This is a genomic window from Stenotrophomonas rhizophila (genome assembly GCF_000661955.1).
GTDB classification, from domain to species: Bacteria; Pseudomonadota; Gammaproteobacteria; order Xanthomonadales; family Xanthomonadaceae; genus Stenotrophomonas; species Stenotrophomonas rhizophila.
Genome location: NZ_CP007597.1, coordinates 2111495 through 2134700, shown reverse-complemented (window position 1 = coordinate 2134700; position 23206 = coordinate 2111495). Strand labels below are relative to the sequence as shown.

Annotated in this window: 21 protein-coding genes; 8 read left to right on the top strand and 13 right to left on the bottom strand. The window is 69.3% G+C overall.

Going from position 1 to position 23206, the window contains the following annotated elements:
• Positions 1 to 23 precede the first annotated feature (23 nt).
• Positions 24 to 293: a hypothetical protein gene (locus DX03_RS09165; RefSeq protein ID WP_038688121.1), complete on the bottom strand. Its 270-nt coding sequence runs from the start codon at positions 291 to 293 to the stop codon at positions 24 to 26.
• Between the two features lie 97 nt (positions 294 to 390).
• Positions 391 to 771 carry a winged helix-turn-helix transcriptional regulator gene (locus tag DX03_RS09160; RefSeq protein WP_038688119.1) on the bottom strand — a complete coding sequence of 127 codons (381 nt, stop codon included), beginning with the start codon at positions 769 to 771 and terminating at the stop codon, positions 391 to 393.
• Between the two features lie 86 nt (positions 772 to 857).
• Here DX03_RS09160 and DX03_RS09155 point away from each other — a divergent pair, with 86 nt between their 5' ends.
• Positions 858 to 1922 (top strand): SDR family oxidoreductase, encoded by a 1065-nt coding sequence (locus tag DX03_RS09155; protein WP_038688117.1) that lies wholly within the window; start codon positions 858 to 860, stop codon positions 1920 to 1922.
• A 168-nt stretch (positions 1923 to 2090) separates the two neighbouring features.
• Here DX03_RS09155 and DX03_RS21345 read toward each other — a convergent pair whose 3' ends face one another.
• Positions 2091 to 2372 carry a hypothetical protein gene (locus tag DX03_RS21345; RefSeq protein WP_219335252.1) on the bottom strand — a complete coding sequence of 94 codons (282 nt, stop codon included), beginning with the start codon at positions 2370 to 2372 and terminating at the stop codon, positions 2091 to 2093.
• A gap of 50 nt (positions 2373 to 2422) precedes the next feature.
• Here DX03_RS21345 and DX03_RS09150 point away from each other — a divergent pair, with 50 nt between their 5' ends.
• The 3 genes from DX03_RS09150 (at position 2423) to DX03_RS09140 (ending at position 4852) form a co-directional block, all read left to right on the top strand.
• Positions 2423 to 3346 carry an acetamidase/formamidase family protein gene (locus DX03_RS09150; protein WP_219335251.1) on the top strand — a complete coding sequence of 308 codons (924 nt, stop codon included), beginning with the start codon at positions 2423 to 2425 and terminating at the stop codon, positions 3344 to 3346.
• Positions 3347 to 3379: 33 nt separating this feature from the next.
• Positions 3380 to 4054 carry a TetR/AcrR family transcriptional regulator gene (locus tag DX03_RS09145; protein ID WP_244880212.1) on the top strand — a complete coding sequence of 225 codons (675 nt, stop codon included), beginning with the start codon at positions 3380 to 3382 and terminating at the stop codon, positions 4052 to 4054.
• 105 nt (positions 4055 to 4159) lie between these two features.
• Positions 4160 to 4852, top strand: coding sequence for a type 1 glutamine amidotransferase domain-containing protein (locus DX03_RS09140; RefSeq protein ID WP_038688113.1), 693 nt, complete (start codon positions 4160 to 4162; stop codon positions 4850 to 4852).
• 118 nt (positions 4853 to 4970) lie between these two features.
• Here the strand turns inward: DX03_RS09140 and DX03_RS09135 are convergent, their stop codons facing one another.
• From DX03_RS09135 to DX03_RS09100, 8 genes are all read right to left on the bottom strand, one after another.
• Entirely contained in the window at positions 4971 to 5525 is a 555-nt protein-coding gene (locus tag DX03_RS09135) for a hypothetical protein (RefSeq protein ID WP_185753514.1), read from the bottom strand.
• A gap of 181 nt (positions 5526 to 5706) precedes the next feature.
• Positions 5707 to 7020: a PQQ-dependent sugar dehydrogenase gene (locus DX03_RS09130; RefSeq protein WP_038688109.1), complete on the bottom strand. Its 1314-nt coding sequence runs from the start codon at positions 7018 to 7020 to the stop codon at positions 5707 to 5709.
• Positions 7017 to 7433 (bottom strand): DUF2231 domain-containing protein, encoded by a 417-nt coding sequence (locus DX03_RS09125; protein WP_038688107.1) that lies wholly within the window; start codon positions 7431 to 7433, stop codon positions 7017 to 7019. Before DX03_RS09125 ends, DX03_RS09130 begins: the two co-directional genes overlap by 4 nt.
• 114 nt (positions 7434 to 7547) lie before the next feature.
• A complete protein-coding gene (locus DX03_RS09120; RefSeq protein WP_038688105.1) occupies positions 7548 to 8021 on the bottom strand; it encodes a hypothetical protein in 474 nt (157 codons plus the stop codon).
• Between the two features lie 87 nt (positions 8022 to 8108).
• Positions 8109 to 8303, bottom strand: coding sequence for a heavy-metal-associated domain-containing protein (locus tag DX03_RS09115; protein ID WP_038688103.1), 195 nt, complete (start codon positions 8301 to 8303; stop codon positions 8109 to 8111).
• A gap of 91 nt (positions 8304 to 8394) precedes the next feature.
• Entirely contained in the window at positions 8395 to 8880 is a 486-nt protein-coding gene (gene cueR / locus DX03_RS09110; protein WP_038692163.1) for a Cu(I)-responsive transcriptional regulator, read from the bottom strand.
• A gap of 223 nt (positions 8881 to 9103) precedes the next feature.
• The gene (locus tag DX03_RS09105; protein WP_038688101.1) at positions 9104 to 11632 is read right to left on the bottom strand and encodes a heavy metal translocating P-type ATPase; all 2529 of its coding nucleotides are present in this window, start codon (positions 11630 to 11632) and stop codon (positions 9104 to 9106) included.
• 60 nt (positions 11633 to 11692) lie between these two features.
• Complete coding sequence (locus DX03_RS09100; RefSeq protein ID WP_038688099.1) at positions 11693 to 12235, bottom strand: hypothetical protein; 543 nt, start codon at positions 12233 to 12235, stop codon at positions 11693 to 11695.
• Positions 12236 to 12585: 350 nt separating this feature from the next.
• Here DX03_RS09100 and DX03_RS09095 point away from each other — a divergent pair, with 350 nt between their 5' ends.
• The 4 genes from DX03_RS09095 (at position 12586) to DX03_RS09080 (ending at position 17583) form a co-directional block, all read left to right on the top strand.
• Positions 12586 to 14373: an FAD-binding oxidoreductase gene (locus DX03_RS09095; RefSeq protein ID WP_038688097.1), complete on the top strand. Its 1788-nt coding sequence runs from the start codon at positions 12586 to 12588 to the stop codon at positions 14371 to 14373.
• A 139-nt stretch (positions 14374 to 14512) separates the two neighbouring features.
• Positions 14513 to 16426, top strand: a complete 1914-nt coding sequence (locus DX03_RS09090; RefSeq protein WP_051598811.1) for a DUF885 domain-containing protein — start codon at positions 14513 to 14515, stop codon at positions 16424 to 16426.
• 59 nt (positions 16427 to 16485) lie between these two features.
• Positions 16486 to 16881: an OsmC family protein gene (locus tag DX03_RS09085; RefSeq protein ID WP_038688095.1), complete on the top strand. Its 396-nt coding sequence runs from the start codon at positions 16486 to 16488 to the stop codon at positions 16879 to 16881.
• A 114-nt stretch (positions 16882 to 16995) separates the two neighbouring features.
• Positions 16996 to 17583, top strand: coding sequence for a fasciclin domain-containing protein (locus DX03_RS09080; RefSeq protein WP_038688093.1), 588 nt, complete (start codon positions 16996 to 16998; stop codon positions 17581 to 17583).
• 219 nt (positions 17584 to 17802) lie between these two features.
• Here DX03_RS09080 and DX03_RS09075 read toward each other — a convergent pair whose 3' ends face one another.
• The gene (locus tag DX03_RS09075) at positions 17803 to 18669 is read right to left on the bottom strand and encodes an OmpA family protein (protein ID WP_051598810.1); all 867 of its coding nucleotides are present in this window, start codon (positions 18667 to 18669) and stop codon (positions 17803 to 17805) included.
• Positions 18670 to 18766: 97 nt separating this feature from the next.
• Positions 18767 to 23194: a YadA-like family protein gene (locus DX03_RS09070; protein ID WP_038688091.1), complete on the bottom strand. Its 4428-nt coding sequence runs from the start codon at positions 23192 to 23194 to the stop codon at positions 18767 to 18769.
• Positions 23195 to 23206: the final 12 nt, after the last annotated feature.

Sequence of the window (23206 nt, the reverse complement as noted above, 5' to 3'; positions counted from 1 at the left end):
TCCACGCGCAGTGGGCGCGGACCTCAGCCAGAAACGGCCTTGGCGCGCTTCCAGACAGTTTCAAATTCGCTGGCCGTGATGCTGTCATCCGAATCCAGGTCCAGCCAGGACAGGGGTTGATCGGAGAGCGGGAAGCGCTCATCGGCCTGTCCGCCCTTGTCGGCCCAGACCAGCACGCTCCGGTAGCTCTCGACCTGGCGGACGATCACGTCGCCCTGTACCTCGAGGTAAATCGTCCCGTGGCCGATGTCCGATTCGGCGGGGTGCTTATAGTGTTTCCGGGTCGTGCTCATGACGAACGCTCAGGGCGGGCGGTGGGGAGGGCGCGAAATATACCGCGATCAGGGCGCAACTGGCAGGTTGCCTCGCGCTGCCACGCACGGTGTGGCACTACCGGCGGCGTGATGTGGCGCGGGGTTGCAGGGCATCCAGTGCGCCAGCGTTGCGCCGTGCCCAGTCGTAGATCAGCTCGATCGGCTCCACCAGCTGCACGCCCAGCGGGGTCAGCGCGTAGTCCACCGACGGCGGCACGGTGGGATATTCGGTACGCAGCACAAGCCCGGCGGCCTCCATCTGGCGCAGGGTCTGGCTGAACATTTTTTTGGAGATGTCCGGCAGGCTGCGGTGCAGCGCATTGCTGCGCGCGGTGCCGTCGTGGCGCACCGCCAGGGTATGCAGCACCATCGAGGTCCACTTGGTGCTGAACAGCTCCAGCACCCGCCGCGGGGCGCAGTCTTCACGCCATTGATCTTCCTCGCTGCCGGTTTTCATTGCCTGGTTACCCTTTGGTGCCTTCTTTCGAGGCGTGCGCACCTATCCTACTGTGTGCGCCTGATAGTGGATGGAAAGGCGGCAGCATGAACAACACGGCACTTGTGGTGGGCGCAACCGGCATCGTCGGCAGCGCATTGATCCGGGAACTGCAGGGAGCGGACTGGGCAGTACACGGTCTGGCGCGCTCGCCCGCCGCCCTGCCCGCCGGGGTCGGCGCGGTGGCGGCGGATCTGCGCGACGCGCAGGCCACGCGCGACGCACTGGCGGGCCTGGCGCCTACCCACGTATTCATCACCACCTGGTCGCGGCAGGCCAATGAGGCGGAGAACATCCGGGTCAATGCACCGATGGTGCGGCACCTGCTAGAAGCACTCCGCCCGGCCGGTTCGGTCCGGCACGTGGCGCTGGTGACGGGCCTGAAGCACTACCTGGGGCCGTTCGAGGCCTACGCGCAGGGCGCGCTGCCACAGACCCCGTTCCGCGAGGAGCAGCCGCGCCTGGACGTGGACAATTTCTACTACGCGCAGGAAGACGAGGTGTTCGCCGCCGCCGCGCGCGATGGCTTCAGCTGGAGCGTGCACCGCCCACATACGGTGATCGGTGCGGCAGTGGGCAATGCCATGAACATGGGCACCACGCTGGCGGTCTACGCCACGCTGTGCCGACACCTGGGGCGTCCGTTCTACTTCCCGGGGTCGCCGGCGCAGTGGAACGGGCTGACCGACATGACCGACGCCGGGCTGCTGGCAAGGCACCTGCTCTGGGCCACGCAGACCCCGGCGGCCTTCAACCAGGCTTTCAACGTGGTCAACGGCGATGTGTTCCGCTGGCGCTGGATGTGGGAGCGGATCGCGGCGTGGTTCGATCTTGAGCCTGCCCCGTTCACTGGCGAGGTGCGGCCGCTGGAGCAGCAGATGGCTGACGATGCGGCTGCATGGTCGGCGCTGGCCGCTGAGCATGGCCTGCGAGAGCCCGACATCCACCGGCTGATATCGCCCTGGCACACCGACGCCGACCTGGGGCGCCCGCTGGAGGTGATCACCGACATGTCCAAGAGTCGCCGGTTGGGCTTCCTGGACTACCAGCCCAGCGACGATGCGTTCTTCGCCCTGTTCGCGCAGCTGCGCGCACAGCGGCTGATTCCCTGAGCTGGCGCGGCACGCACGCGCAACGCGGCGTGCCGCACCCGGGTTACCTTCGACACTGTGGGCGTGCGGCGGCGACCGGCTAGGCTGCGGCATCCGCCCGCCGGGCCCTTCGTGACGCCGCATACCGTGACCATGTCCTGGAAAGTGTCTTCGTTGCTGCTCGCCGCGCTACCGTTCAATGCACTTGCGGCCGACCAATGGATCGTGGCGACCGATCTGTGGGGCAACACGAATTACCAGACGCTGCAGCTGGACGTGCAGGGAACCCAGCTCACCGGCACCCTCGACGGCGACCGCGTCAGCGGCACGCTGCGCGACCGCGACGTGCGCTTCACCGCCACCGGCAACGACGGCCAGGTCTACCACTTCAACGGCCGCATCGACGAGGCACGCATGCAGGGCCAGAGTGACCAGCCGGACACCAACAACCGCGCCGTGCGTGCCCGGCATGCCTTCAGCGCCTGGCGGGTGCCCGCGCGCAACGGCATGTGTTCACGCCGGTGGATTACTCCAACACCTTCAGCGCCGACCGTGCCCCGGTGCTGGTCATCCATCCCGGCGATTCGGTGCGGACCAAGACCCTCGATTCCGGCGGGGTGGACGAGCACGGCGTCACCCGTGCGCTGTTCGGCAACCCGCAGGTGGGGCCGTTCTTCGTGGTCGGCGCCGAGCCCGGCGACACCCTGGCCATCACCCTCACCTCGCTCAAGCTCAACCGCGACTATGCCGACAGCCTGGACGGTGTGGTCGGCCGGCTGAAGACCCCGCGGGTCGCTGCCGAAGCCACCGGGCTGGGCAAGCCGGTGCGCTGGGAACTGGACCGGGTGCGCGGCATGGCGCGGCCGAAGGACGCCAGCGGCGCCATGAAACAGTTCGAAGTGCCGGTGAAGCCGATGCTGGGCGGGCTGGCGGTGGCACCGGGCTTCGGCTACCCGCCATTCTCCACCGGCGACACCGCCGACTTCGGCGGCAACATGGATTTCAACGCGGTCGTGGAAGGCAACACCGTCTACCTGCCGGTGCAGCAACCCGGCGCGCTGCTGTATCTCGGCGATGGCCACGCCCTGCAGGGCGATGGTGAAACCACCCAGTGGGCCCTGGAAACCTCGCTCGATGTCGAGGTGCGGGTGGCGCTGGTGAAGCGGCAGTCGATCGCCACGCCCCGGGTTGAGTCGCCCACCCAGATCATGACCCTTGGGCAGGCCGGCTCCAGCGACGACGCGCTGCGCGTGGCCACCTCCGGAATGCTGCAGTGGCTGCGCCAGGGCTATGGGCTGACCCTGTCCGAAGCCACCCAGGTGCTGGGCGTGGCGGTGCAGTACCACGTCGCCAACCTGGCCGGCCGCAGCGTGGGCGTCGCCGCGAAGCTGGACAAGTCCGTCCTGCGCACCCTGCCCGCGCCGCCGCCGGCAACACAGGACTAGACGACCGGTCTAATCGGGCGTAGAGTGCACCCCATGAGCACAGCGACCGCCCCTGAACCCCACGACGTCCGCGACAGGATCCTGGCCACCGGCCAGCGGATCATGGGCGGCAAGGGCTTTCCTGAACCCCACGACGTCCGCGACAGGATCCTGGCCACCGGCCAGCGGATCATGGGCGGCAAGGGCTTTTCGGCGGTCGGCCTGAATGAGGTGCTCACTGCCGCCGGCGTGCCCAAGGGGTCGTTCTATCACTACTTCGGCTCCAAGGAAGCGTTCGGCGAGGCCCTGCTGGAAGACTACTTCGCGGACTACCTGGCCGAGATGGACGCCACCTTCCGCCAGCCCGGCCTGAGCAAGGCGCAGCAGCTGGAGGCGTATTTCCGCGCCTGGCGGGACGCCCAGTCGTTCGAGGATTGCCAGGGCAAGTGCCTGGCGGTGAAGCTCGGTGCCGAAGTGGCGGACCTGTCGGCCAGCATGCGCGCGGCGTTGCAACGGGGCACGGCCGGCATCGTCGAGCGCCTGGCGCGGGCGATCGAGGCCGGCGTCGCCGACGGCTCACTCCGCATCCACGGCGATCCCACTACGGTGGCCCAGAGCCTGTACCAGCTGTGGCTGGGCGCCAGCATCATGGTCAAGATCGTCCGTACCCTGCAGCCCTTCGATACGGCGCTGCGCGCCACCCAGCAAGCCCTTCACCCCTCGGCCTGACCGGCCAGGAAACACCGCAGGCACGTCCTGGCGACGTGCCTTTTCATTCGCCCACATCGTAGACGACTGGTCTACTCCCATCACCCGCCCATCCGGAGCTACCCCATGAAGATCCTCATCGTCCTCACCTCCCACGACCAGCTTGGCGACACCGGCCGCAAGACCGGCTTCTGGCTGGAAGAGCTTGCCGCGCCCTACTACGCCTTCACCGATGCCGGCGCGCAGATCGTGTTGGCCTCGCCCAAGGGCGGCCAGCCGCCGCTGGACCCCAAGAGCAACGAGCCCGACTTCCAGACCGACCTCACCCGTCGCTTCGAGGCCGATCCGGCCGCGACCGCGCAACTGGCCAGCACCGTGCGCCTGGACAGCGTCCGCCAGCAGGACTTCGACGCCGTGTTCTATCCCGGCGGCCACGGCCCGCTGTGGGACCTGGCCAATGACCGCCACTCCATCGCCCTGATCGAATCGTTCATTGCCGCCAACAAGCCGGTCGCGCTGGTCTGCCATGCCCCGGGCGTGCTGCGCGACGTCAAGGCCGCGGACGGTTCGCCGCTTGTGGCGGGCAAGAAGGTCACCGGCTTCACCAACAGTGAGGAAGCCGGCGTCGGCCTGACCGAGGTGGTGCCGTTCCTGGTCGAAGACATGCTCCAGGCGGCCGGCGGCCACTACTCCAAGGGGCCCGACTGGGGCGCGTACGTGGTCAGCGATGGCCTGTTGATCACCGGGCAGAACCCGGGCTCGTCGGCGGAGACCGCGGCCGTGTTGGTGAAGCACCTGGGTACGTCGGGCAACGCCTGAGGCCTGACCGCAGCAAGGCCGGCGCGCAATGACGCGCCGGCCTTGCTGCATTCCGCCGGTCATGCGCTCGGGGCGCTGTGGCGCTCCCGCGCGGGGATGACGCGGAACATGCGCTACATCATCCGCGGCGCACGGCAACCGCGCCAGTCGAGCGACGCAGCGCGTACTGCGCAAGACGCCACACCACCTGCCGACTCACTGCCGAGATCAGCATCGGCACGCACGCCACCAACGCAGGCAGGATCGCACCGAACACGGCGGTCATGCCGATGACGAATCCGAACAGGTACTCCGCGCGGTAGGTGGGAAACAGCACACTGGCCATCAACACCCCCAGCATTACCTGCGTTGCAGCAGGTTCGCCCTGGGTCACAAACGCAACCGAGAGTGCGACGCCCGCGGCGAGCGCGCCGAGGAAGCCGGCGACAGCAGGCCACCACGCGCGTGCGTGCGCACAGGTGCGCCGGCTCACTTCCCAGCCCGCCAGGACGCCAAGCAATGGCAGCACCAGCAGTCCCCACGCGTTGGAGATGGCCGGCAGGCTTGCATCATTGAGCAGGTGATGGCGCTGGATGCCACCATGGCTGTACTCCCAGCCCAGGTGCATCAGGGCCACGGTCATCCCGACGATGACGGCGCCGGGCAGTATCCAGCGCGATGGGGGACTCGCCATCCTCACATCCTTTGATCGTGACCCAGGGTCCAGTGCCGCCAGCTTAGGGAGCGTGCGCTTTCCCGGCCATGTGCCGGGCGGCATCGTGACCAACGGCGACTCGACGGGTACCTACCCGTCGAGTCGCCCATGCAAGGCCGCCACGATTGACGCGATGTGCGGCCGTGCCCTTCCATCCGCATCAACCGCCCGCGGGCGCCGCCACCGGTGTGATGCGCCAGATCGTATTGGCCAGGTCATCGGCCACGATCACCGCCCCGCGCGGATCCAGCGTGACTCCGACCGGACGGCCACGGGTCCGGCCGTCATCGCCGCGGAAACCACTGGCGAAATCGATCGGCTCGCCCGCCGGGCGCCCGTCACGGAACGGCACGAACACCACCTTGTAGCCCACCGGCGGGTTGCGGTTCCAGCTGCCGTGCTCACCTACGAACACCCCGTCGGCGAACGCGGGACCCATCGCCGCTGACGAGAAGGTCACGCCCAGCGCGGCCACATGCGACCCCAGTGCGTAATCCGGGGCGATGGCCGTGGCCACCTTCTGCGGGTTCTGCGGCATCACCCGCACGTCCACGTTCTTGCCCCAGTAGCTGTAAGGCCACCCGTAGAATGCGCCCTCGCGTACCGAGGTGAGGTAGTCCGGTACCAGGTTGGGGCCGATCTCATCGCGTTCGTTGACCACCGCCCACAGCACGCCCGTGCCGGGCTGCACGGTCAGCGCGGTGGGATTGCGCAGGCCCGTGGCATACACCTTGTGCGCGCCGGTCTGTGCATCCACCTGCCATACCTGCGCGCGATCGATTTCCACCGCCATGCCACGCTCGGTGATGTTGCTGTTGGAGCCGATGCCCACGTACAGGTAGCGCCCGTCGGCACTGGCGGCCAGCGACTTGGTCCAGTGATGGTTGATCGCCGCCGGCAGGTCGGTGACCTTGCTCGGCGCCCCGCTGGCCTTGGTCTGGCCCGGCTGGTAGGCAAAGCGCACCAGCGCGTCCTGGTTGGCCACATACAGCGCGTCGCCGATCAACGCCAGGCCGTACGGCGCATTGAGATGGTCGGCAAACACGGTCTTGAGTTCGTACACGCCGTCGCCATCGGCATCACGCAACAGGGTGAGGCGGTTGCCGCTTTTCACGGCGGTGTTGCCCTTGGACTTGATGCGGCCGGCAATGACGTCCTTGGGTTTCAGGTTCGGGGCGCTGCCGCCGCGTCCTTCCGCCACCAGGATGTCGCCGTTGGGCAGCACCAGCGTCTGCCGCGGAATGGCCAGGCCGGTGGCAATCGCCGAAATGCGGTAGCCCGTCGGCACGGTGGGCGTGCGATCGCCCCAGCTGGCCGGCTTGGCGATGGTCATGTCCGGCATCAAGGTACGGTTGGGCGCGGGCAGTTCGGGGGTGGCGCCGTACTGGTCAAGCTCGGGTGCCTTGTTGCTGCACGCCGAGAGCGCGATGGCCAGCACCGATACGGTGAACATGGCGGTCTGTGGGCGCTTCATCGTGCACCTCCCACGCGCAGGCGGGCGAATCCGACCCAGGTGGCCAACAGGGCCAGCACCGTGACAATCGCCGACAGCACCAGCGCCCCGGGCATGATGGCCCAGGCATCACGGGCGTGATGCAGCGAATTGAAGAAGCCCACCGCCCAGGTAAGCACCAGCAGCGCGGTGTAGGCGCGCGCGCGGCTGCCGCGCGCCAGGCCCACCAGGGCGCACAGCAGCGCCAGGGTAGTGAACACCATGGCGCCCACCAGCAGCCAGGCCGCGAAGTTGCTCCATTGGATCTCGTAGCTGCTCCAGTAGGCGTAGTCGGCCAGCAGCGCGCCCAGGAACAACGGCAGTACGCCGCCCAGCACCGCTGCATGGAAAGGATGGAGGGCCCATGGGCGGGCCAGCAAGGCAGTCGAGTTCACGGCGGTCTCCAGATGGACGGATGTCCGGACCCCACCGATGCTGCCAGCCGACGGTGATACGCCATGTGATGCACGGCGACGGCGCGGCGCGGATGCCGCGCGCCGTCGCAGGAATCAGGTGCCCGCGCCGGTCAGCGGCTGGTAGGAATCCTCGAAATCCAGGTAGTCCTCGTGCAGCCCCTGCACCAGCCGCCCTGTCGGGCCGTCGGGCCCGGTTTCCATCAGTTGCCACCCCGGCATCCGCGCGTCGTCGCTCATGCCACCCTCATCAAGCACCATCACGAACGCGTTGCCCAGTGCCTTGGCATAGGCCCGCAGCAGCGCGTGCAGCGCAGCCGGGTCCACCGCGGCGCGCAGCGTCTGCAGGGTGTCCTGCAGATCCGGCTGATCGTAGAGGGCGTCGGACAGCACGTGCTCCACGTCGTCGGCCAGTACGTGGACGTCGTGCAGCACGCGGAACCAGGCGAACTGCGCGATGTTCTCGGACAGCTCGCTGCTCACCCAGTCGCGCGGGGCGGTGCACCCCGCTGCCTGCATGGCGGCGGTGAGCTGGGCACGGCGTTCGGTCTTGTCGTCGGTAGTACGCATGGAGGTGGCGTCCTTGGCATGCAGCGTGGGAGTGGACCGCCCATGCTACCCAAGCGCGGCCCTACGCGTCTGCCTCGCATGGTCGCCTCAGCGCGCGTGCGGGAAGCCTGCCTCGGCCAGCGCCGCCACGAACACCGCTTCGCTCAGGGTGCTCTCCACCCGCACCTCGCGCGCCGCCGGGTCGGTCTCGATGCGCGCGTTGGGGTCTACGTCCATCAGTGCCTTGGTCACGGAACGGGCACAGCCGCCGCAGGTCATGGTGGGAATGTTGAAACGGAACATGCAGGACGCCTTGTGGGAAAAGTGTCCGCTTACTTTCCGGCCTGACAGCATGGCAAGGTCAAGCGGTGTCGTGCACGTGGCAAGGCAGGGTTCACTTTGCCGCACGACGGCGCGATGCCACCGGCCCATCGGTGCCGAAACGCGGTGCGCGATGGGGCGCCACGGTGCCCGGTGTGGCAGCGGCGTCGGCCTGCTCGGCGAGGTCGGCAATGATCGGACAGTCCGGCCGATCGTTGCCGTGGCAGTGCGCGGCGAGGTGTTCCAGGGTCATCGCCATCGCCTCCAGTTCGGCAATGCGCGTGCGCAGGCCCGCCACGTGCGCCAGCGCCACCGCCTTGACGTCCGCGCTGGCACGGTCGCGGTCGTTCCACAACGTCAGCAGTTCGGCGATCTGTTCAACCGGGAACCCCAGGTCACGCGCGCGCCGGATGAAGCGCAGGCTGTGCGCGTCCTGCGTGCTGTAGGTGCGGTAGCCCGCTGTGCTGCGCGCGGCCTGCGGAATCAGGCCGATCTGTTCGTAGTACCGGATCATCTTCGCCGACACGCCGGAGAAGGCGGCCGCCTGGCCAATGTTCAACATGGTGTACTCCTGGGAAACCTGCCGCCCTGCGGGGGTGCGTTCGGTGTGGTCCATGCATGCCTGGCGCCAGCGGGGCGCCAGCCGGGCAGAGCCCGGCTCTACGGGGCCAGCCACGGGGCTATCATCGCGCCGATGCCGCCGTGGATGTGAATCCTCACCGACCGCCCTGCCCCGGCAGGACCGGGGCAGGCGTTGCGGCGCCTCGCACGGGTGCCCGTGCTCAGGCCGTTGCGCCACGCGCGTCGGTGGCCATCGGCGCATGGAAGCGCTTGAGGCGCAGCGCGTTGCCGAGCACGAAGATGCTCGACAAGGCCATCGCCGCGGCGGCGAAGATCGGCGACATCAGGGTGCCGTTCAGTGGATACAGCACGCCGGCCGCCACCGGAATCAACACGGCGTTGTAGGCAAACGCCCAGAACAGGTTCTGCTTGATGTTGCCGATGGTGGCGTGGCTCAGCGCGATGGCGTTGATCACGCCGCGCAGGTCGCCGGACATCAGCACCACGTCGGCCGCTTCGATCGCCACGTCGGTGCCGGTACCGATCGCCAGACCGACATCCGCTTCGGCCAGTGCCGGCGCATCGTTGATGCCGTCGCCGACAAAGGCCACCCGCGCACCGTTGGCGCGGAAGGTCTTGAGCGCGGCCACCTTGCCGTCCGGCAGCACTTCGGCCGCCACCTCGTCGATGCCCAGCTGGCGGGCGATCGCCGCGGCCGTGGCGGCGTTGTCGCCGGTGATCATGGCCACCCGCAGCCCGAGTGCATGCAACGCGTTGATCGCCTCGGCGGTGGTCTCGCGGATCGGATCGGCCACCGCGATGATGGCCGCCAGGCGCCCGTCAATGGACGCATACAGCGGACTCTTGCCTTCGGCGCCCAGCCGCTGCGCCGCCGTCTGGAACGCACCCACGTCCAGGCCAAGCCGGGTCATGAAGCGGTCGGCTCCCACCGCCACCCGACGCCCGCCCACCGTGGCGGCCACGCCGAACCCGGGCGTCGCCTCGAAGTTCTCCAGCGCCGCCACGTCGAGGCCGCGCTGCGTGGCCGCCACGACGATCGCCTCGGCGATCGGGTGTTCAGAGCGGCTTTCCACGGCGGCCACCAGCGCCAGCACTTCGTCATGGCTGAAGCCGTCAGCCGGCACCAGGTCGGTCAGCTCGGGGCGCCCCTTGGTCAGCGTGCCGGTCTTGTCCAACGCCACCACGCTGACATCGCGCAGCGCCTGCAGCGCTTCGCCCTTGCGGAACAGCACGCCCAGCTCGGCGGCACGACCGGTGCCCACCATGATCGAGGTGGGCGTGGCCAGCCCCATCGCACACGGGCAGGCGATGATCAGCACCGCCACCGCGTTGACCAGCGCGAAGGTCAGCGCCGGGGCCGGGCCGAACACCAGCCAGGCCAGGAAGGTCAGCGCCGCGCCCGCCATCACGGCCGGCACGAACCACATGGTCACCTTGTCCACCAGCGCCTGGATCGGCAGCTTGGAGCCCTGCGCTTCTTCCACCAGGCGGATGATCTGCGCCAGGACCGTGTTGGCACCCACCTGGGTGACACGGAAGCGGAAGGCACCGGTCGTGTTGAGGGTGCCCCCGACGACGGCCGCGCCTGCCTCCTTGGAGACCGGCACCGGTTCACCGGTAATCATGCTTTCGTCGACATACGACGCGCCGTCGACCACCTCGCCATCCACCGGCACCTTCTCGCCCGGCCGCACCAGCACCACATCACCGGTTACCACCTGCTCCAGCGGGACCTCCACCGTAGCGCCGTTGCGCTCCACACGCGCGGTCTTGGCCTGCAGGCCCACCAGCCGTTTGATCGCCTGCGAGGTGCGGCCCTTGGCGCGCGCTTCCAGCGTGCGGCCGAGCAGGATCAGGGTGACGATCACCACGGCGGCTTCGAAGTAGACGTTGGCGGTGCCGGGCGGCAACACCCCCGGCAGGAACGTGGCCACCACCGAATAGCCGTAGGCCGCCGCCGTGCCCACCGACACCAGCGAGTTCATGTCCGGCGCACCGCGCAGCAGCGCCGGCACCCCCTTGCGGAAGAAACGGATGCCCGGCCCGAACAGGACCAGGGTGGCCAGCGCGAACTGGATGTACCAGCTGGTCTGCGTGCCCAGTACGTGCATCACCCACTGGTGCATGGCCGGCACCAGGTGCGAGCCCATCTCCAGGATGAAGACCGGCAGCGTGAGGGCCGCGGCGATCCACAAGGCGCGCCGCAACTCGCGCGCTTCCTGCTCGCGCCGCTCGGTGTCCTGGTCTGCTGCGCTGGCGGTCGCGGCACCGGCGCGGCGCGCGGTATAGCCGGCCTTCGCGACGGCCGCATCGAGGCTGGCGAGGGTCACCACCCCGGAAAGATGGCGCACCCGTGCGCGCTCGGTGGCCAGGTTGACGCTGGCCTCCAGCACCCCGGGCACCTGCGCCAACGCCTTCTCCACCCGGCCCACGCACGAGGCGCAGGTCATGCCCTCGATCGACAGCTCGGTAACCTCCTCGCGCACGCTGTAACCGGCGCCCTGGATGGCACGCACCACCGCCTGTGCGTCAGCCGGGCCGGCAAAGCCCACGTCGGCGCGCTCGGTGGCCAGGTTGACCGCTGCGCTATGCACGCCCGGCACCGCCTGAAGGGCACGCTCGACGCGCCCGACGCACGAAGCGCAGGTCATGCCTTCTACCGGCAGGCTGAGGCGCTCAGCGCCCGTGGCGGAGGCAGGCGTGCCGTCTCTGGGGGCAGTGGATGACATGGCAGGATCCGTTGGCTGAAGAAGGTACCCGCCACCCTAAGGATTCCCACCATGGGAAGGTCAAGCCTGGGGCATCCGGCGGGCCTGCAACCGTTCACGCAGGATCGCGTCGGCCGATGGCACACCGCGCAGCTGTTGCTCGATCACGGTGGCCACGGCGCCGAACATCTTCTTCTGGACCAGATAGCAGACCAGGAAGAACGGCAGCATCAACAGCATCGCGGCCGCCGCCGGCCGCACCACCATCAGCGGAAAGATCATCAGCGAGATGCACAGCGCCCACCAGCTGCAGCGGCCCTCCACCCTCACCTCACGCCGTCCGGGGTCGACCACCACCCGGCCGCGCATGAGCGAGTAAAAGCGCTGGGCGAAGCTCTCGCGGAACGCATAACTGCCATCGGGCAGCGGGCGGAACACCAGGTGCAGGTACGTTCCGCGCGGCACATCGTATTCCAGGCTGCCCAGCGACAGCCGCTCGCGCCAGTCGGCCGGCGCCGCGATCCGCCGGTTGAAGATGCGGATGCCCCAGCTGAAGTAGCGCCGGTTCCAGGTGAACTGCAGCACCAGTTCGATCAACAACAGGGCACTCAGGGCAAAGACCATCGACTCTCCATGGGCGAGCGGCCGCCAGCACCTCGCGCGGGTGCGGCGGGGCGGGCGTGCATTGATGCGGCGCAGCGCATCCCCGCGCTGCGGCTGTCAGCATACGCCAGATGCCCAACGGCCGATCAGCCGGCCGGTACCCCGGGCCGGCGCGGTACGCCGCACCCCCGCGCAAGGAGATGCGTCGCTCCCACCACCGGAACATCACCAGCAGCACCGGCCCCGCCGGTCCCGAGCCGGCCGCCGTTGGTCCCTTGCCCCCTCCCTTCGTCCCGCACCCCATGACGGCCGGGTGTGGCGGGCACACACTCGCTGCCATCGCTACCGGCTCAGCGCCAGGGAACACTCCGATGAAACGACGTGACTGCCTCAAGGCCAGCCTGGCCCTGCCCCTGCTGCCGCTGGTCCTGAAGGCGGCGGCCGCCGCGCCCCTGTCTGGCCGCCGGGTACGGCCGGGCACTGCCGGGTGGCCGGGCCGGGCCGACTGGACCCAGCTGTCGCAGGCGGTCGGGGGGCGGCTGTCGGTGCCGCAGTCGCCGTTCGCGGGCGATGCAGCCACGCGTGCCGAAGCGCTGGCGCAGATCCACAATCCCTTCTACATCGGGGACCAACCGGGCCTGACCCAGACCAGCGGCTACTTCGGCGCATGGCGTTCGGTGCCGAGCGCACAGATGGTGGCCGCCACCAGCAGCGCCGACGTGGCCGCGGCCGTGAACTTTGCCCGCACCCATCGGCTGCGGCTGGTGGTCAAGGGCGGCGGCCACAGCTACCACGGTACCTCGTGTGCGCCCGACTCGCTGCTGGTCTGGACCCGGGCGATGAACCAGATCCAGCTGCACGACGCCTTCGTGCCACAAGGCACGCGCGCCGGCACGGTGGCGCAGCCGGCGGTGAGCGTGGGTGCCGGGGCGATGTGGATCGACGCCTACAACGCCGTGACCACCCATGGCGGGCGTTACGTGCAGGGCGGTGGGTGCACGTCGGTGGGCGTGACCGGGCTGGTCACCGGCGGTGGCTTCGGCAGTTTCTCCAAGGCATTCGGCAGCGCGGCAGCCAGCCTGCTGGAGGCCGAGGTGGTGACCGCTGACGGCCGAGTGCGGGTGGTCAATGCGGACAACGACCCGGACCTGTTCTGGGCATTGAAGGGGGGCTGTGCGGCCAGCTTCGGCATCGTCACCCGGATGACCCTGAAGACCCATGCCCTGCCCGATACATTTGGCGGACTCTCCTTCAAGGTGCAGGCCAGCACCGAAGAACAGTGGCGTGCGCTGGCGGCGCAGGTACTGCGCTTCTACCGGGACCGCCTGTGCAACGCCCACTGGGGCGAGCAGATCACCTTCGCCGGTGACCGCACCCTGTCCATCTCGATGGTGTTCCAGGGCCTCAGCCGCGAGGCGGCGGCAGCCACGTGGCAGCCGCTGCTGGGCTGGATCACCGCAAACCCGGGGTACACCGTGCGCGAACCGCTGCAGGCGCTGGCGATGCCGGCGCGCGACTTCTGGGACGCGGACTTCTTCCGCCAGCACGCGCCGGCGATCATCGCCGAGGACACCCGTGCCGATGCGCCCGCCCACCACATGCTGTGGAAGGGCGACCAGGGCCAGGTCGGCTGGTTCCTGCACGGGTATGCCTCGGCGTGGATGCCGTCGGCGCTGCTTGGCGAAGACCAGGTGGTGGCCGCCGCGACGGCGCTGTGTGCCGCCGCGGTGCACATGGACGTGGGCCTGCATTGCAACAAGGGCCTGTTCGGCGCACCCGCCGACGCGATCGCGGCCAGTGCCGACACCGCCACCCACCCGGCACTGCTGGACGCCTTCGCGCTGGCGTTGATCGGCACTGCCGGCGGCCCGGTCTATCCCGGCTGTGGCGGCAGCGTGGACGAACCCGGCGCGCGCCGGGGCGCGCTACGGGTGCGGCGTGCCTACGACGCCCTGTCGGTGCTGGTGCCCAAGGCGCCTACGTACGTGTCCGAGTGCGACTACTTCCAGGCCGATTGGCAGCAGGCCTTCTGGGGCCCGCACTACCCGCGCCTGCTGGCGACCAAGCAGCGCTACGACCCGGACGGGCTGTTCGTGATCCATCACGGCGTGGGCAGCGAGGCCTGGAGCGCGGACGGCTTCGCGCCGCGCACCGGCTGACGCTTCGCTCAGGTGCGCGCGGGCGTTCTCGGCAGCCGCGCAGACGCCGCCTACGGCAGGGTGCGCGTAACCCCTGCACGTGCAGCCCCTGCTGGTCTGGCGTAGCCTGCGCGCAGCCCGCCACCGGAGATGTCCCGTGATGCCGTTCCCGACCGCTTCCGCCCTCCCCGCCCTGTTGTCGCTCGCCATCGGCGCGGCGTTGGCGCTCAGCGCGCCGCCCACGCACGCGCAGGCGGCCACTGCGGCGCCGATGCCACCGGCGACGGTAGCCGGCGCCCCCATGCCGGTGTCCTTCAATGCCCTGCTTGACGCACAGACCATGGACGCGATCAACGCCGACCCGGAGCTGCGCACGATGCTCGGCATCAGCGGCGACGGCCAGGCCGACAGTTCCGACCAGCTCACCGACGTGTCGCTGGCACGGCGTGAGGTCAACCGCCGGTTCCTGGCCGACAACCTGGCGGCGATCACGCAGTGGCAGGGCGCCCCGCTGGATGCGCAGCAGCAGCTGAGCAGCGGCCTGGCGCGCTGGTTCTACCAGACCCAGATCGACCTGATGGCGGTGCCGTGGTCGGCGGCGTGGTTGCCGGTGGGCGGCAGCACCTATGCGGTGGACCAGTTGTTCAGCCTGCCGGTGAACCTGCCGCAGTTCATGGACAACCAGCATGCGGTCACCGATGAGACCAGCGCGGCGCACTACATCGCCCGCCTGCAGGCGATGGGACCCAAGCTGGACCAGGTGCGCGCCAACGTGGACATGCAGGCCGCGCAGGGCGTGGTGCCGCCCGAAGTGGCGCTGCAGGGCGCCGCCGACCAGTTCCGCACGCTGCTCGAACCCGCGCCGAAGGACAGCCTGTGGGTGCAGTCGCTGCAGCGAAAGCTGGAGAAGCTGCCGGCGATTTCCGCCGCACGCCGCGACGCGTTGGTCGCGCAGGCCACGCGCGCGGTGCAGCAGTCGGTCAACCCGGGCTACCAGCGCCTGCTGGCCGATGTGCAGGGCCTGCAGGCGCGCCACCTGGGCAACAAGGGCGTGTGGGCGCTGCCGCAGGGCAAGGCCTACTACGACGCCGCGTTGCGCTGGTACACCAGCACCGATCTGGACGCCGATGCGATCCATGCGGTCGGGCTGGACGAGGTGGCGCGGGTGGAGACGCTGATGGACGCGCGGCTTGACCAGCTGGGCCTGCGCGACGGCAGCGTGGCCGCGCGCGTGCAGCAGTTGCGCCAGGACCCGCGCTACCTGTATGCCGATACCGATGCCGGGCGCAAGGAACTGCTGGGCGACATCGAACAGCGCCTGCGCGACCTCGACCCGATTCTGCCCACCTGGTTCGGCCACCTGCCGCCGCAGAAGCTGGTGGTGCAGCCGGTGCCGGCGCACATGCAGAAGACCTCACCGGGCGGCTACTACTACCCACCGGCGATGGACGGCTCGCGACCGGGCACGTTCTTCATCAACCTGGGCGACATCGAGTCCAACACGCGCTGGAGCATCCCCACCCTCACCTACCATGAGGGCTCGCCGGGCCACCACTTCCAGATCTCGATCGGGCAGACCCTGACCGACCTGCCGTTGCTGCGTCGCAGCCTCAATCCCAGCGCCTTCAGCGAAGGCTGGGCGCTGTATGCCGAGCAGCTGATGGCCGAGGCCGGCGTGTACAAGGACGACCCGGCCGGCGACCTGGGTCGGCTGCAGGCCGAGATGTTCCGCTCGGTGCGGCTGGTGGTGGACACCGGCCTGCACCGCAAGCGCTGGACGCCCGAGCAGGCCGCCACCTACATGCAGGAAAAGACCGGCATGAAGGCCAGCGACGTGCGCGTGGAGATCAACCGCTACCTGGTCCAGCCGGGCCAGGCTTCGTCGTACAAGATGGGCCAACTGCAGTTGCTGGCCCTGCGCGAACGCGCACGCCAGGAACTGGGCACGCGGTTCGACATCCGCGCCTTCCACGACCTGGTGCTGGGCAACGGCGCGATGCCGATGACCGTGGTCGCACAGGCGGTGGACGGCTGGATTGCCGCCGGCGGTGGCGACCCGCGTCGCACGCCCTGAGCACGGCGCGCGGCAGCGTGCGATGCTGCGCGCCTCCCCACCACCGCACGGCGCCCCCCATGGCACAGGTCCAGATCGTTTCCGACGGCCCCAACTACCGCCACCACATCCGCAGCGGCGTGCACGAGGTGATCGCCGACGAACCGGCCACACTCGGTGGCCAGGGCGCAGGCCTGGCCCCGTTCGACCTGTACCTGGCATCGCTGTCGGCCTGTACCGCGATCACCCTGCGCATGTATGCGGAGAAGAAAGGGTGGGATCTGGGCACCTTCCGCGCCGAGCTGAGCTCCTCGCGCGATGCCGCCGGCAAGTTGGTGGTGCACCGCGTCCTGCATGCCAGTGGGGCGCTGAGCGATGCGCAGTGGCAGCGCCTGCTGGACGTCGTCGAAAAGACCCCGGTGACCCTGGTAATGCGCGAGGGCGCCACCATCACCAGCGAACGCGGCTCGGCCTGATCGCCCTCACATGCCGATAACAAACGTAGAAAGCCGGCCGCCGCTGCATCCGCCACGCTGCTTCACGCGTAGATCCTGCTGCGTCACTTGGACGCTCCTGCTGGGACCCTGCACATGAAAAGCTCGCTGACCGGTCTGCTTCTGCTTGCCTGCCTGTCCACCGCCGCCGCGCCGCTGGCGTTCGCGCAGGCGCCGATGGCAGGCCACGACCACGCCATGGCCGCCAACCCCATGGTGGGTGGTGCGCCGATGTACGCCACCAAGGACATCATCGACAACGCCGTCGCCTCCAAGGACCACACCACCCTGGTTGCCGCGGTCAAGGCCGCCGGCCTGGTCGAGACGCTCAAGGGCCCGGGTCCGTTCACCGTGTTCGCACCGACCAACGCCGCCTTCGCCGCACTGCCCAAGGGCACGGTCGACGGGTTGCTGAAGCCGGAGAAGAAAGCCGACCTGACCAAGGTGCTCACCTACCACGTGGTGGCCGGCAACCTCGACAGCACCGCACTGATGGCCCGGATCAAGCAGGGCGGCGGCAAGGCCGCACTGACCACCGTGCAGGGTGAAACGCTCACTGCCCGCCAGGTTGGCAAGGGCATTACGTTGACCGACAGCAAGGGCGGCACCGCCCGCGTCACCATTGCCGACGTGCGCCAGAGCAATGGCGTGATCCACGTGGTGGACAAGGTGCTGATGCCCTGACCCACCCGCCGCGCAACGGCGGGCGGCGACGCTGCAGGAACGGGCGTCGCCGCGGGACAGGTAAAGGATGACCTGGCCCGCCGCCCCGGTGCGATGACGGGGGAGACATCCTGCGGGGGCGACGAGCCAGGTCAAAGAACACCCCGGTCGACGCGGGAGAGATGCATCGACGCGGGGTACCAACGGGGGAAGACGCGTGGCCGTGCGCCACGCAAGGGCTCAGCGCGTCTGCGCGAGGCCCGAGATTTCGACGCGACGGTTCGGCGCCAGGCAGGCAATCACCGCCTGGCGGTTGCCTTGTGCGCATTGCACCAGCGGGTCGGCCTTGCCGCGCCCTTCGGCCACGATCGCCGCAGCCGGCACCCCGCCCTGCACCAGCGCATCGCGGACGGCCTGCGCGCGCCGTTGCGACAACACCTGGTTGTAGCCATCGCTGCCGATCCGGTCGGTGTAGCCCAGCACCTGGATGGTCTGCACCTGGCTGGCGCTGCGCACCTGCTGCAACAGCGCATCCACGCTGCGGCGACCGGCCTCGGTCAGGGTGGCGCTGTCAAAGGCGAACAATGCATCGGCCGACAGGCGCACCGGCTCACTGGACATCGGTGCGGGCGGCGGCGGGGGCGGCGGAGGTGGTGCCGGCGGCTGCAGCAGCGCGGCGCAGGCCTGCGGCTTCCAGTAGCCGGCCTGGGCCACGCCCTTGGCATCGAAATGCACCTGGAACTGGCAGGTAAAGTAATCACCGCCGGGATTGCTGCGGAAGTTGAACAGGTAGTTCCACTCGTGCACGCCCCACATGCCCTCGCCGAAGTGCGGCGTGCCCAGCAGGGTGTACAACTGGCGCTTGGTCATGCCGCGCGCGAACAGGCGCAGGCTGTCCAGGTCGACGAACAGGCCTTCCTTCAGCGTGGCCCGCTTCGGATCGGGGAACGTCACCTCCCCCGCCTCCGGCGTGACCGCGGCGCCTTCCGGCATGTCGCCCTTGTGCTTGCCGCCGCTGGCGCAGGCGCTGAACAGCAGCACCGCCAATCCCAGCGACAGTGAGCGCAGCAACGGCGTGTGGTCGTGTGCAATCGATGATGCGGACATGGTTTCCCCCTGGTGCGCGACGCCGCGCTGGAATCCCCGGTGCGGCAGGCTGCCGGCACCGGGAACGAATCACTGCGAACGGTTCAGTACGGCGTGCTCACCACTGGATGCCCGCACCCACCGACACCCCGCCTTCGCCACGGCTGTTGGTGGTCCCGGCGACCTTGTAGATCCACCGGCCGCCCTCGGATACCCCGGAGATGCCCACTGCCACGCCGGACTCACCGTTGTAGCTGCCGGCAGCCACCGCGGCCATGCTGCGCCCGGCCTCGTACGGCTGCGGCAGCCCGGCCACCGCCATCGCCGCGGCTACGCCGGCCGAGGCACGGTCGTCGGTACGGCGCAGGTTGCGGTCGAACGAATCGAACCGCTCGTCGGTATAGGCCTTGGACCAGTCCAGGGTCTGGTTCATGCCGGCACGCAGCTGGTCCACGTTGACCGCGTCGGTACCGGCGGTGCCGGCCGCGACGTTGCGCACGGTGGTCGGCCCGGTGCTGGTGCTGCCCAGGGTGACGCTGTTGAGGTTGGTGGTGCCGTTGACGTTGCTGTCGTAGCGGATGGTGCCCTGCTGCGATGCCTGCAGCTGCCGCACATTCACCGCATCGGTGGCGGCCGAGCCGTCGCCGACGTTGGTGATCTGGCGCTCCGCGCCGGCGCTGCCCACCGACACCGTGTTGTCGCGCGTGGCCACCGACCCGGCGCCCAGGGCCACCGTGTTGCTACCCTGTGCACTGGCCCCGTTGCCCAGTGCGGTGCTGTTGGCACCGGCGGCGCTGGAGCCGGCACCCCCGGCGGCCGCATTGGCCCCGGTCGCTGCGGGGGCCGCCAGGTTGTTGCTGTTGTTGACCTGGAACATGCCCGACGTGCCGTTGTTGATGTTGTTGATCTGGGTGTCGGTGTAGGCCTTGGACTGGTCAATGGCGTAGTTCACGCCGTTCTGCAGCTGGCCCACGTTGACCGCGTCGTAGCGCTCGGAGCCGTCGGCCACATGGGTGACCTTGCGTTCGCCGCCGGTGCTGCCCACCGACACTTCGCCGGCCGAACTGCTGCCGCCGGCCGCGCCGAACGCGCCGGTGTAGCCGCTCTGCGCGCCGACGCTGGCCACCGACCCACTGCCCAGCGCCACGCTGTTGTCGGCACTGGCGGTCGCCCCATCGCCGATCGCGGTGCTGCCGCTGCCGCTGGCTGAGGCCAGCGGACCGATCGCGATGCTGTCGGCGCCGGTGGCACTGGCAGCGGCCTTGGTCGAATTGACCTGCACGAACGGGCTGCCCGCACCCGGCTGGATCTGGTCGATGCGGGTGTTGAGGTTGAGCAGCGAATTGTCCACCGCGGCGAAGGCCACGGTGACGTTGCTGTAGTCATTGCTGAGCACGCTGCCGTCGGTGGCGATCGAGGAAATGCTGAAGGTCGGCGCGGTCCAGATGTTGGTGGTCGGGTCGAAGCTGGTGGTGCCGCCGAAGTAGCCGACCAGGGCATTGTTGGTCTGGAACAGCTGGTTGCCGGTCACCGCGTCGCGGCTGCCGGCCAGCACACTGCCGTCGGCCAGGTTGGTCAGCGCCACCGCCGCGCCGACGCCGCTGCCGGTCAGGGTGATGCTGTCGGTGGCGTTGCCCGCGCCGTCCACGTCGTACTTCACCGCCAGCTTGTCCACCGCGTCGGTCTGGTCGGCCACGTTGGCCAGCGACTGGCTGACCGCATCGAAGGCACTGCCCACGTCGTTGTAGTCGCCCGGGGTCACCTGGCCGGTGCTGGACACCGCGTTGATGGTGTAGGTCGGCGCCGTGATCACCCCGTTGGCGTCGACCGCTGCACCGCCACCCAGGTGCGTGGCCAGCGCCTGGCTGGCGTCGAACAGCTGGGCGCCGTTGATGGCCTCCGTGCTGATGGCACTGACTGCACCGGCCCGCAGGTTGCGCAGGCTGGTGGTGCCGGTGCCGTTGCCAAGCGTGGCACTGGCGTAATTGACGCTGCCGTCGGGATTTTCGTCATAGCGCAGCGCGCCTGCTTCGGAGGCCAGCATCTGGCCCATGTTGACCGCGTCGGTAGCCTGCGTACCGGCGGCCACGTTCACCACCTGGCGCTCGCTGCCCACCGCTCCGACCGACACCGTGCCATCGCGATCGGCCATGGCGCCAGCACCCACGGCAATGGCATTGGCCGCCATCGCCGTGGCACCGGTGCCCACTGCGATGCTGTCGGCACCAGTGGCCGTGGCGTCCAGCCCGGTCGAGTTGATCTTCAGGAACCGGCTGCCCACCCCGTTGCGGATGTCGGTGATCTGCGTGTTGAGGTTGACCAGCGAACCGTCCACGGCCGAGAAGGCATCGGTGGCGTTGTCGTACACGCCCGGGGCGATGGCGCCGCTGTTGGAGACCGTGGTGATGGCAAAGCTCGGCGCGGTCCAGGCGCCGGTGGCCGGGTCGAAGGCAGTCAGCCCGCCGAAGTAGTCGACGATGGCCTGGTTGCTGGCGAACAGCTGCGCGCCGTTGACCGCTTCGGTGCTGGCTGCGCCGATCGCGCCCGGGGCCAGGTTGGCCAGCGTGGTGGTGCCGGTGCCGCCGCCCAGGGTGATGCGACGGTAATTGGCGCCGCCGGCACCGTCATCGTCGTAGGTCACCGCGAACACGTCCAGCGCGTCGATCTGGTTGATCGCGCCCTGCAGCTGACGCACGTTGACCGCATCGGTGGCCGCGCTGCCGGCCGCGACGTTGGTGATCTGCCGCTCGCCGCCGGCAAAGCCGACCGATACTTCACCGGCCGACACCTGCGGCGCAGTCAGCCCGTAGGCGCTGTAGCTCGCCTGTGCACCGCGGTTGGCCACCGTGCGATAGCCCAGCGCCACGCTGTTGGCCTGGCTGGAGGTGGCTTCGGCACCGAGCAGCACCTGGCCGTTGGCCGTGCCCATGGCACTGTCGCCGACCACCACCGAATGGCCCATGCGCGCGGCATAGTCGGCGGTGGGCACGCCGGTCGGATCGTTCGGGTCGTTCTGGCCTGCGCCGGGGAACGCCACGTTGGCATCCACCTTGGCCAGCTCGTGGCGGGCGTTGGCACCGATCACCACTTCGCGCGAACCGTTGGCATACGCACCGTCACCGACCAGCACCTGGTAGTCCTGCGCGGCGTTGACGGCCCAGCAATCCACACTGGCCACCAGCAGGTCCACGCACGTGTTGGACCAACCCGGCGCCTGGTCCGGCAGCAGCAGGCCCAGCAACCCGTTCGGGTTGCCGTTGTTGATGTTGTAGATGTAGCTGTCCGAGGTGACCCCGCCGATCAGCGTCAGGTGCGAGCTCCCCCCCGTGGTGGCGCCGCCCAGCCCGTTGAGCAGGGTGCCCACCGGGGTCAGGTTGACCAGCGGCACGCCCAGCACGTTGGTGACCGAGTAGGTCTGCATCACGTTGGCACTGCTGACGGCCAGCTTGCCGTTGCGCACGTACCCGTCCCCACCCAGCAGACCCTGCGCGGTCGGGCCGACCAGGGTCGACAGCGAACCGACCAGGCCGCCGGTGCCGATGATCAGCCCGGCATCGGGGTCCGGCGCCGCTGGGGCCTTGGGATGGCCCGGCGGCAGCGACGTCGGTGCCGGGAACACCCCGCCCACCACACCGCCCACGACATTGCCGACCGTGCTGCCCACGCCGCCCACCACGTTGCCGAGCGTGTCGCTGACCCCGCCGACCACGTTGCCCACGGTGTTGCTCACGCCGCCGACCACATTGCCCAGCGTATTGCCGACGCCGCCGAGCAGATCGCCCACGCCGCCCAGCAACCCGCCGGACGCCGCGGTCGGTGACAACGCCAAGGAACTGGTCTGCGACACCGCGGCATTGGCATCCACCAGCTTCTGGTTGCGGTCGGCCACCACCACGGCATGGGCCAGTGCATCCACCTTGACCCCGCCGGCGACGCCGGTGGCCAACGTGGAGGTGATGGCATCGTCGATGCCCTCGCTGACCGTTTCATTGCTGCCCAGCGCCACCGTGGCATCGGCCACGACGGTGGCGGCCAGTTTCGGGGCGGCGACGACCACGGCCGCGCCAACGTCGGCGTGCACGGCCGCATGCGCCGCCACCGGCGTTGCGCGCTCCGGCGCCGCCAGCTGCCGCGGCAGCGCCGCCTTGACCTTGACCCCCACGTCCACGGCCGCCTGCGCCGAGGTGGCGGCGGCGGGCTTGCCGAGTCCCAGGTTGAGGTTGACGTTGGCTGCCGCGCTCAACGCCGGCGTGCTGTCGCCAGTGCGCACCATCGCGGCCAGCGCGGCCTCGGCGTCCACCTTGACCGGCAGGGGCGCGTACTTGTTGGTCAGCGCATCCAGATCGCTGCGGGTCTGGCTCTCACCTGCCCACGCCGTTCCGCTGCACAGGGCCAGCGCCAGGCCCATCGACAGCATCGACAGCGGCACCTTCAGGTGCACCACCACCGGGCCGGCCACCAGGCTGCCACGCGAGGTGGCCACTTCCGAGACGACCACCAGGGCATTCAGCCGGTGGCTCCATACGAGTCGAAAGATACGGTTCATCAGGTATTCCCC

Coding starts and splice junctions, on each gene's coding strand:
- DX03_RS09140 (WP_038688113.1), top strand. CDS start 4,160: ATGAAGATCCTCATCGTCCTCACCTCCCACGACCAGCTTGGCGACACC.
- DX03_RS21345 (WP_219335252.1), bottom strand. CDS start 2,372: ATGCCGGGCACGCACGGCGCGGTTGTTGGTGTCCGGCTGGTCACTCTG.
- DX03_RS09115 (WP_038688103.1), bottom strand. CDS start 8,303: ATGTTCCGTTTCAACATTCCCACCATGACCTGCGGCGGCTGTGCCCGT.
- DX03_RS09130 (WP_038688109.1), bottom strand. CDS start 7,020: ATGAAGCGCCCACAGACCGCCATGTTCACCGTATCGGTGCTGGCCATC.
- DX03_RS09090 (WP_051598811.1), top strand. CDS start 14,513: ATGCCGTTCCCGACCGCTTCCGCCCTCCCCGCCCTGTTGTCGCTCGCC.
- DX03_RS09165 (WP_038688121.1), bottom strand. CDS start 293: ATGAGCACGACCCGGAAACACTATAAGCACCCCGCCGAATCGGACATC.
- DX03_RS09105 (WP_038688101.1), bottom strand. CDS start 11,632: ATGTCATCCACTGCCCCCAGAGACGGCACGCCTGCCTCCGCCACGGGC.
- DX03_RS09070 (WP_038688091.1), bottom strand. CDS start 23,194: ATGAACCGTATCTTTCGACTCGTATGGAGCCACCGGCTGAATGCCCTG.
- DX03_RS09075 (WP_051598810.1), bottom strand. CDS start 18,669: ATGTCCGCATCATCGATTGCACACGACCACACGCCGTTGCTGCGCTCA.
- DX03_RS09095 (WP_038688097.1), top strand. CDS start 12,586: ATGAAACGACGTGACTGCCTCAAGGCCAGCCTGGCCCTGCCCCTGCTG.
- DX03_RS09120 (WP_038688105.1), bottom strand. CDS start 8,021: ATGCGTACTACCGACGACAAGACCGAACGCCGTGCCCAGCTCACCGCC.
- DX03_RS09080 (WP_038688093.1), top strand. CDS start 16,996: ATGAAAAGCTCGCTGACCGGTCTGCTTCTGCTTGCCTGCCTGTCCACC.
- DX03_RS09135 (WP_185753514.1), bottom strand. CDS start 5,525: ATGGCGAGTCCCCCATCGCGCTGGATACTGCCCGGCGCCGTCATCGTC.
- DX03_RS09155 (WP_038688117.1), top strand. CDS start 858: ATGAACAACACGGCACTTGTGGTGGGCGCAACCGGCATCGTCGGCAGC.
- DX03_RS09085 (WP_038688095.1), top strand. CDS start 16,486: ATGGCACAGGTCCAGATCGTTTCCGACGGCCCCAACTACCGCCACCAC.
- DX03_RS09100 (WP_038688099.1), bottom strand. CDS start 12,235: ATGGTCTTTGCCCTGAGTGCCCTGTTGTTGATCGAACTGGTGCTGCAG.
- DX03_RS09145 (WP_244880212.1), top strand. CDS start 3,380: ATGAGCACAGCGACCGCCCCTGAACCCCACGACGTCCGCGACAGGATC.
- DX03_RS09160 (WP_038688119.1), bottom strand. CDS start 771: ATGAAAACCGGCAGCGAGGAAGATCAATGGCGTGAAGACTGCGCCCCG.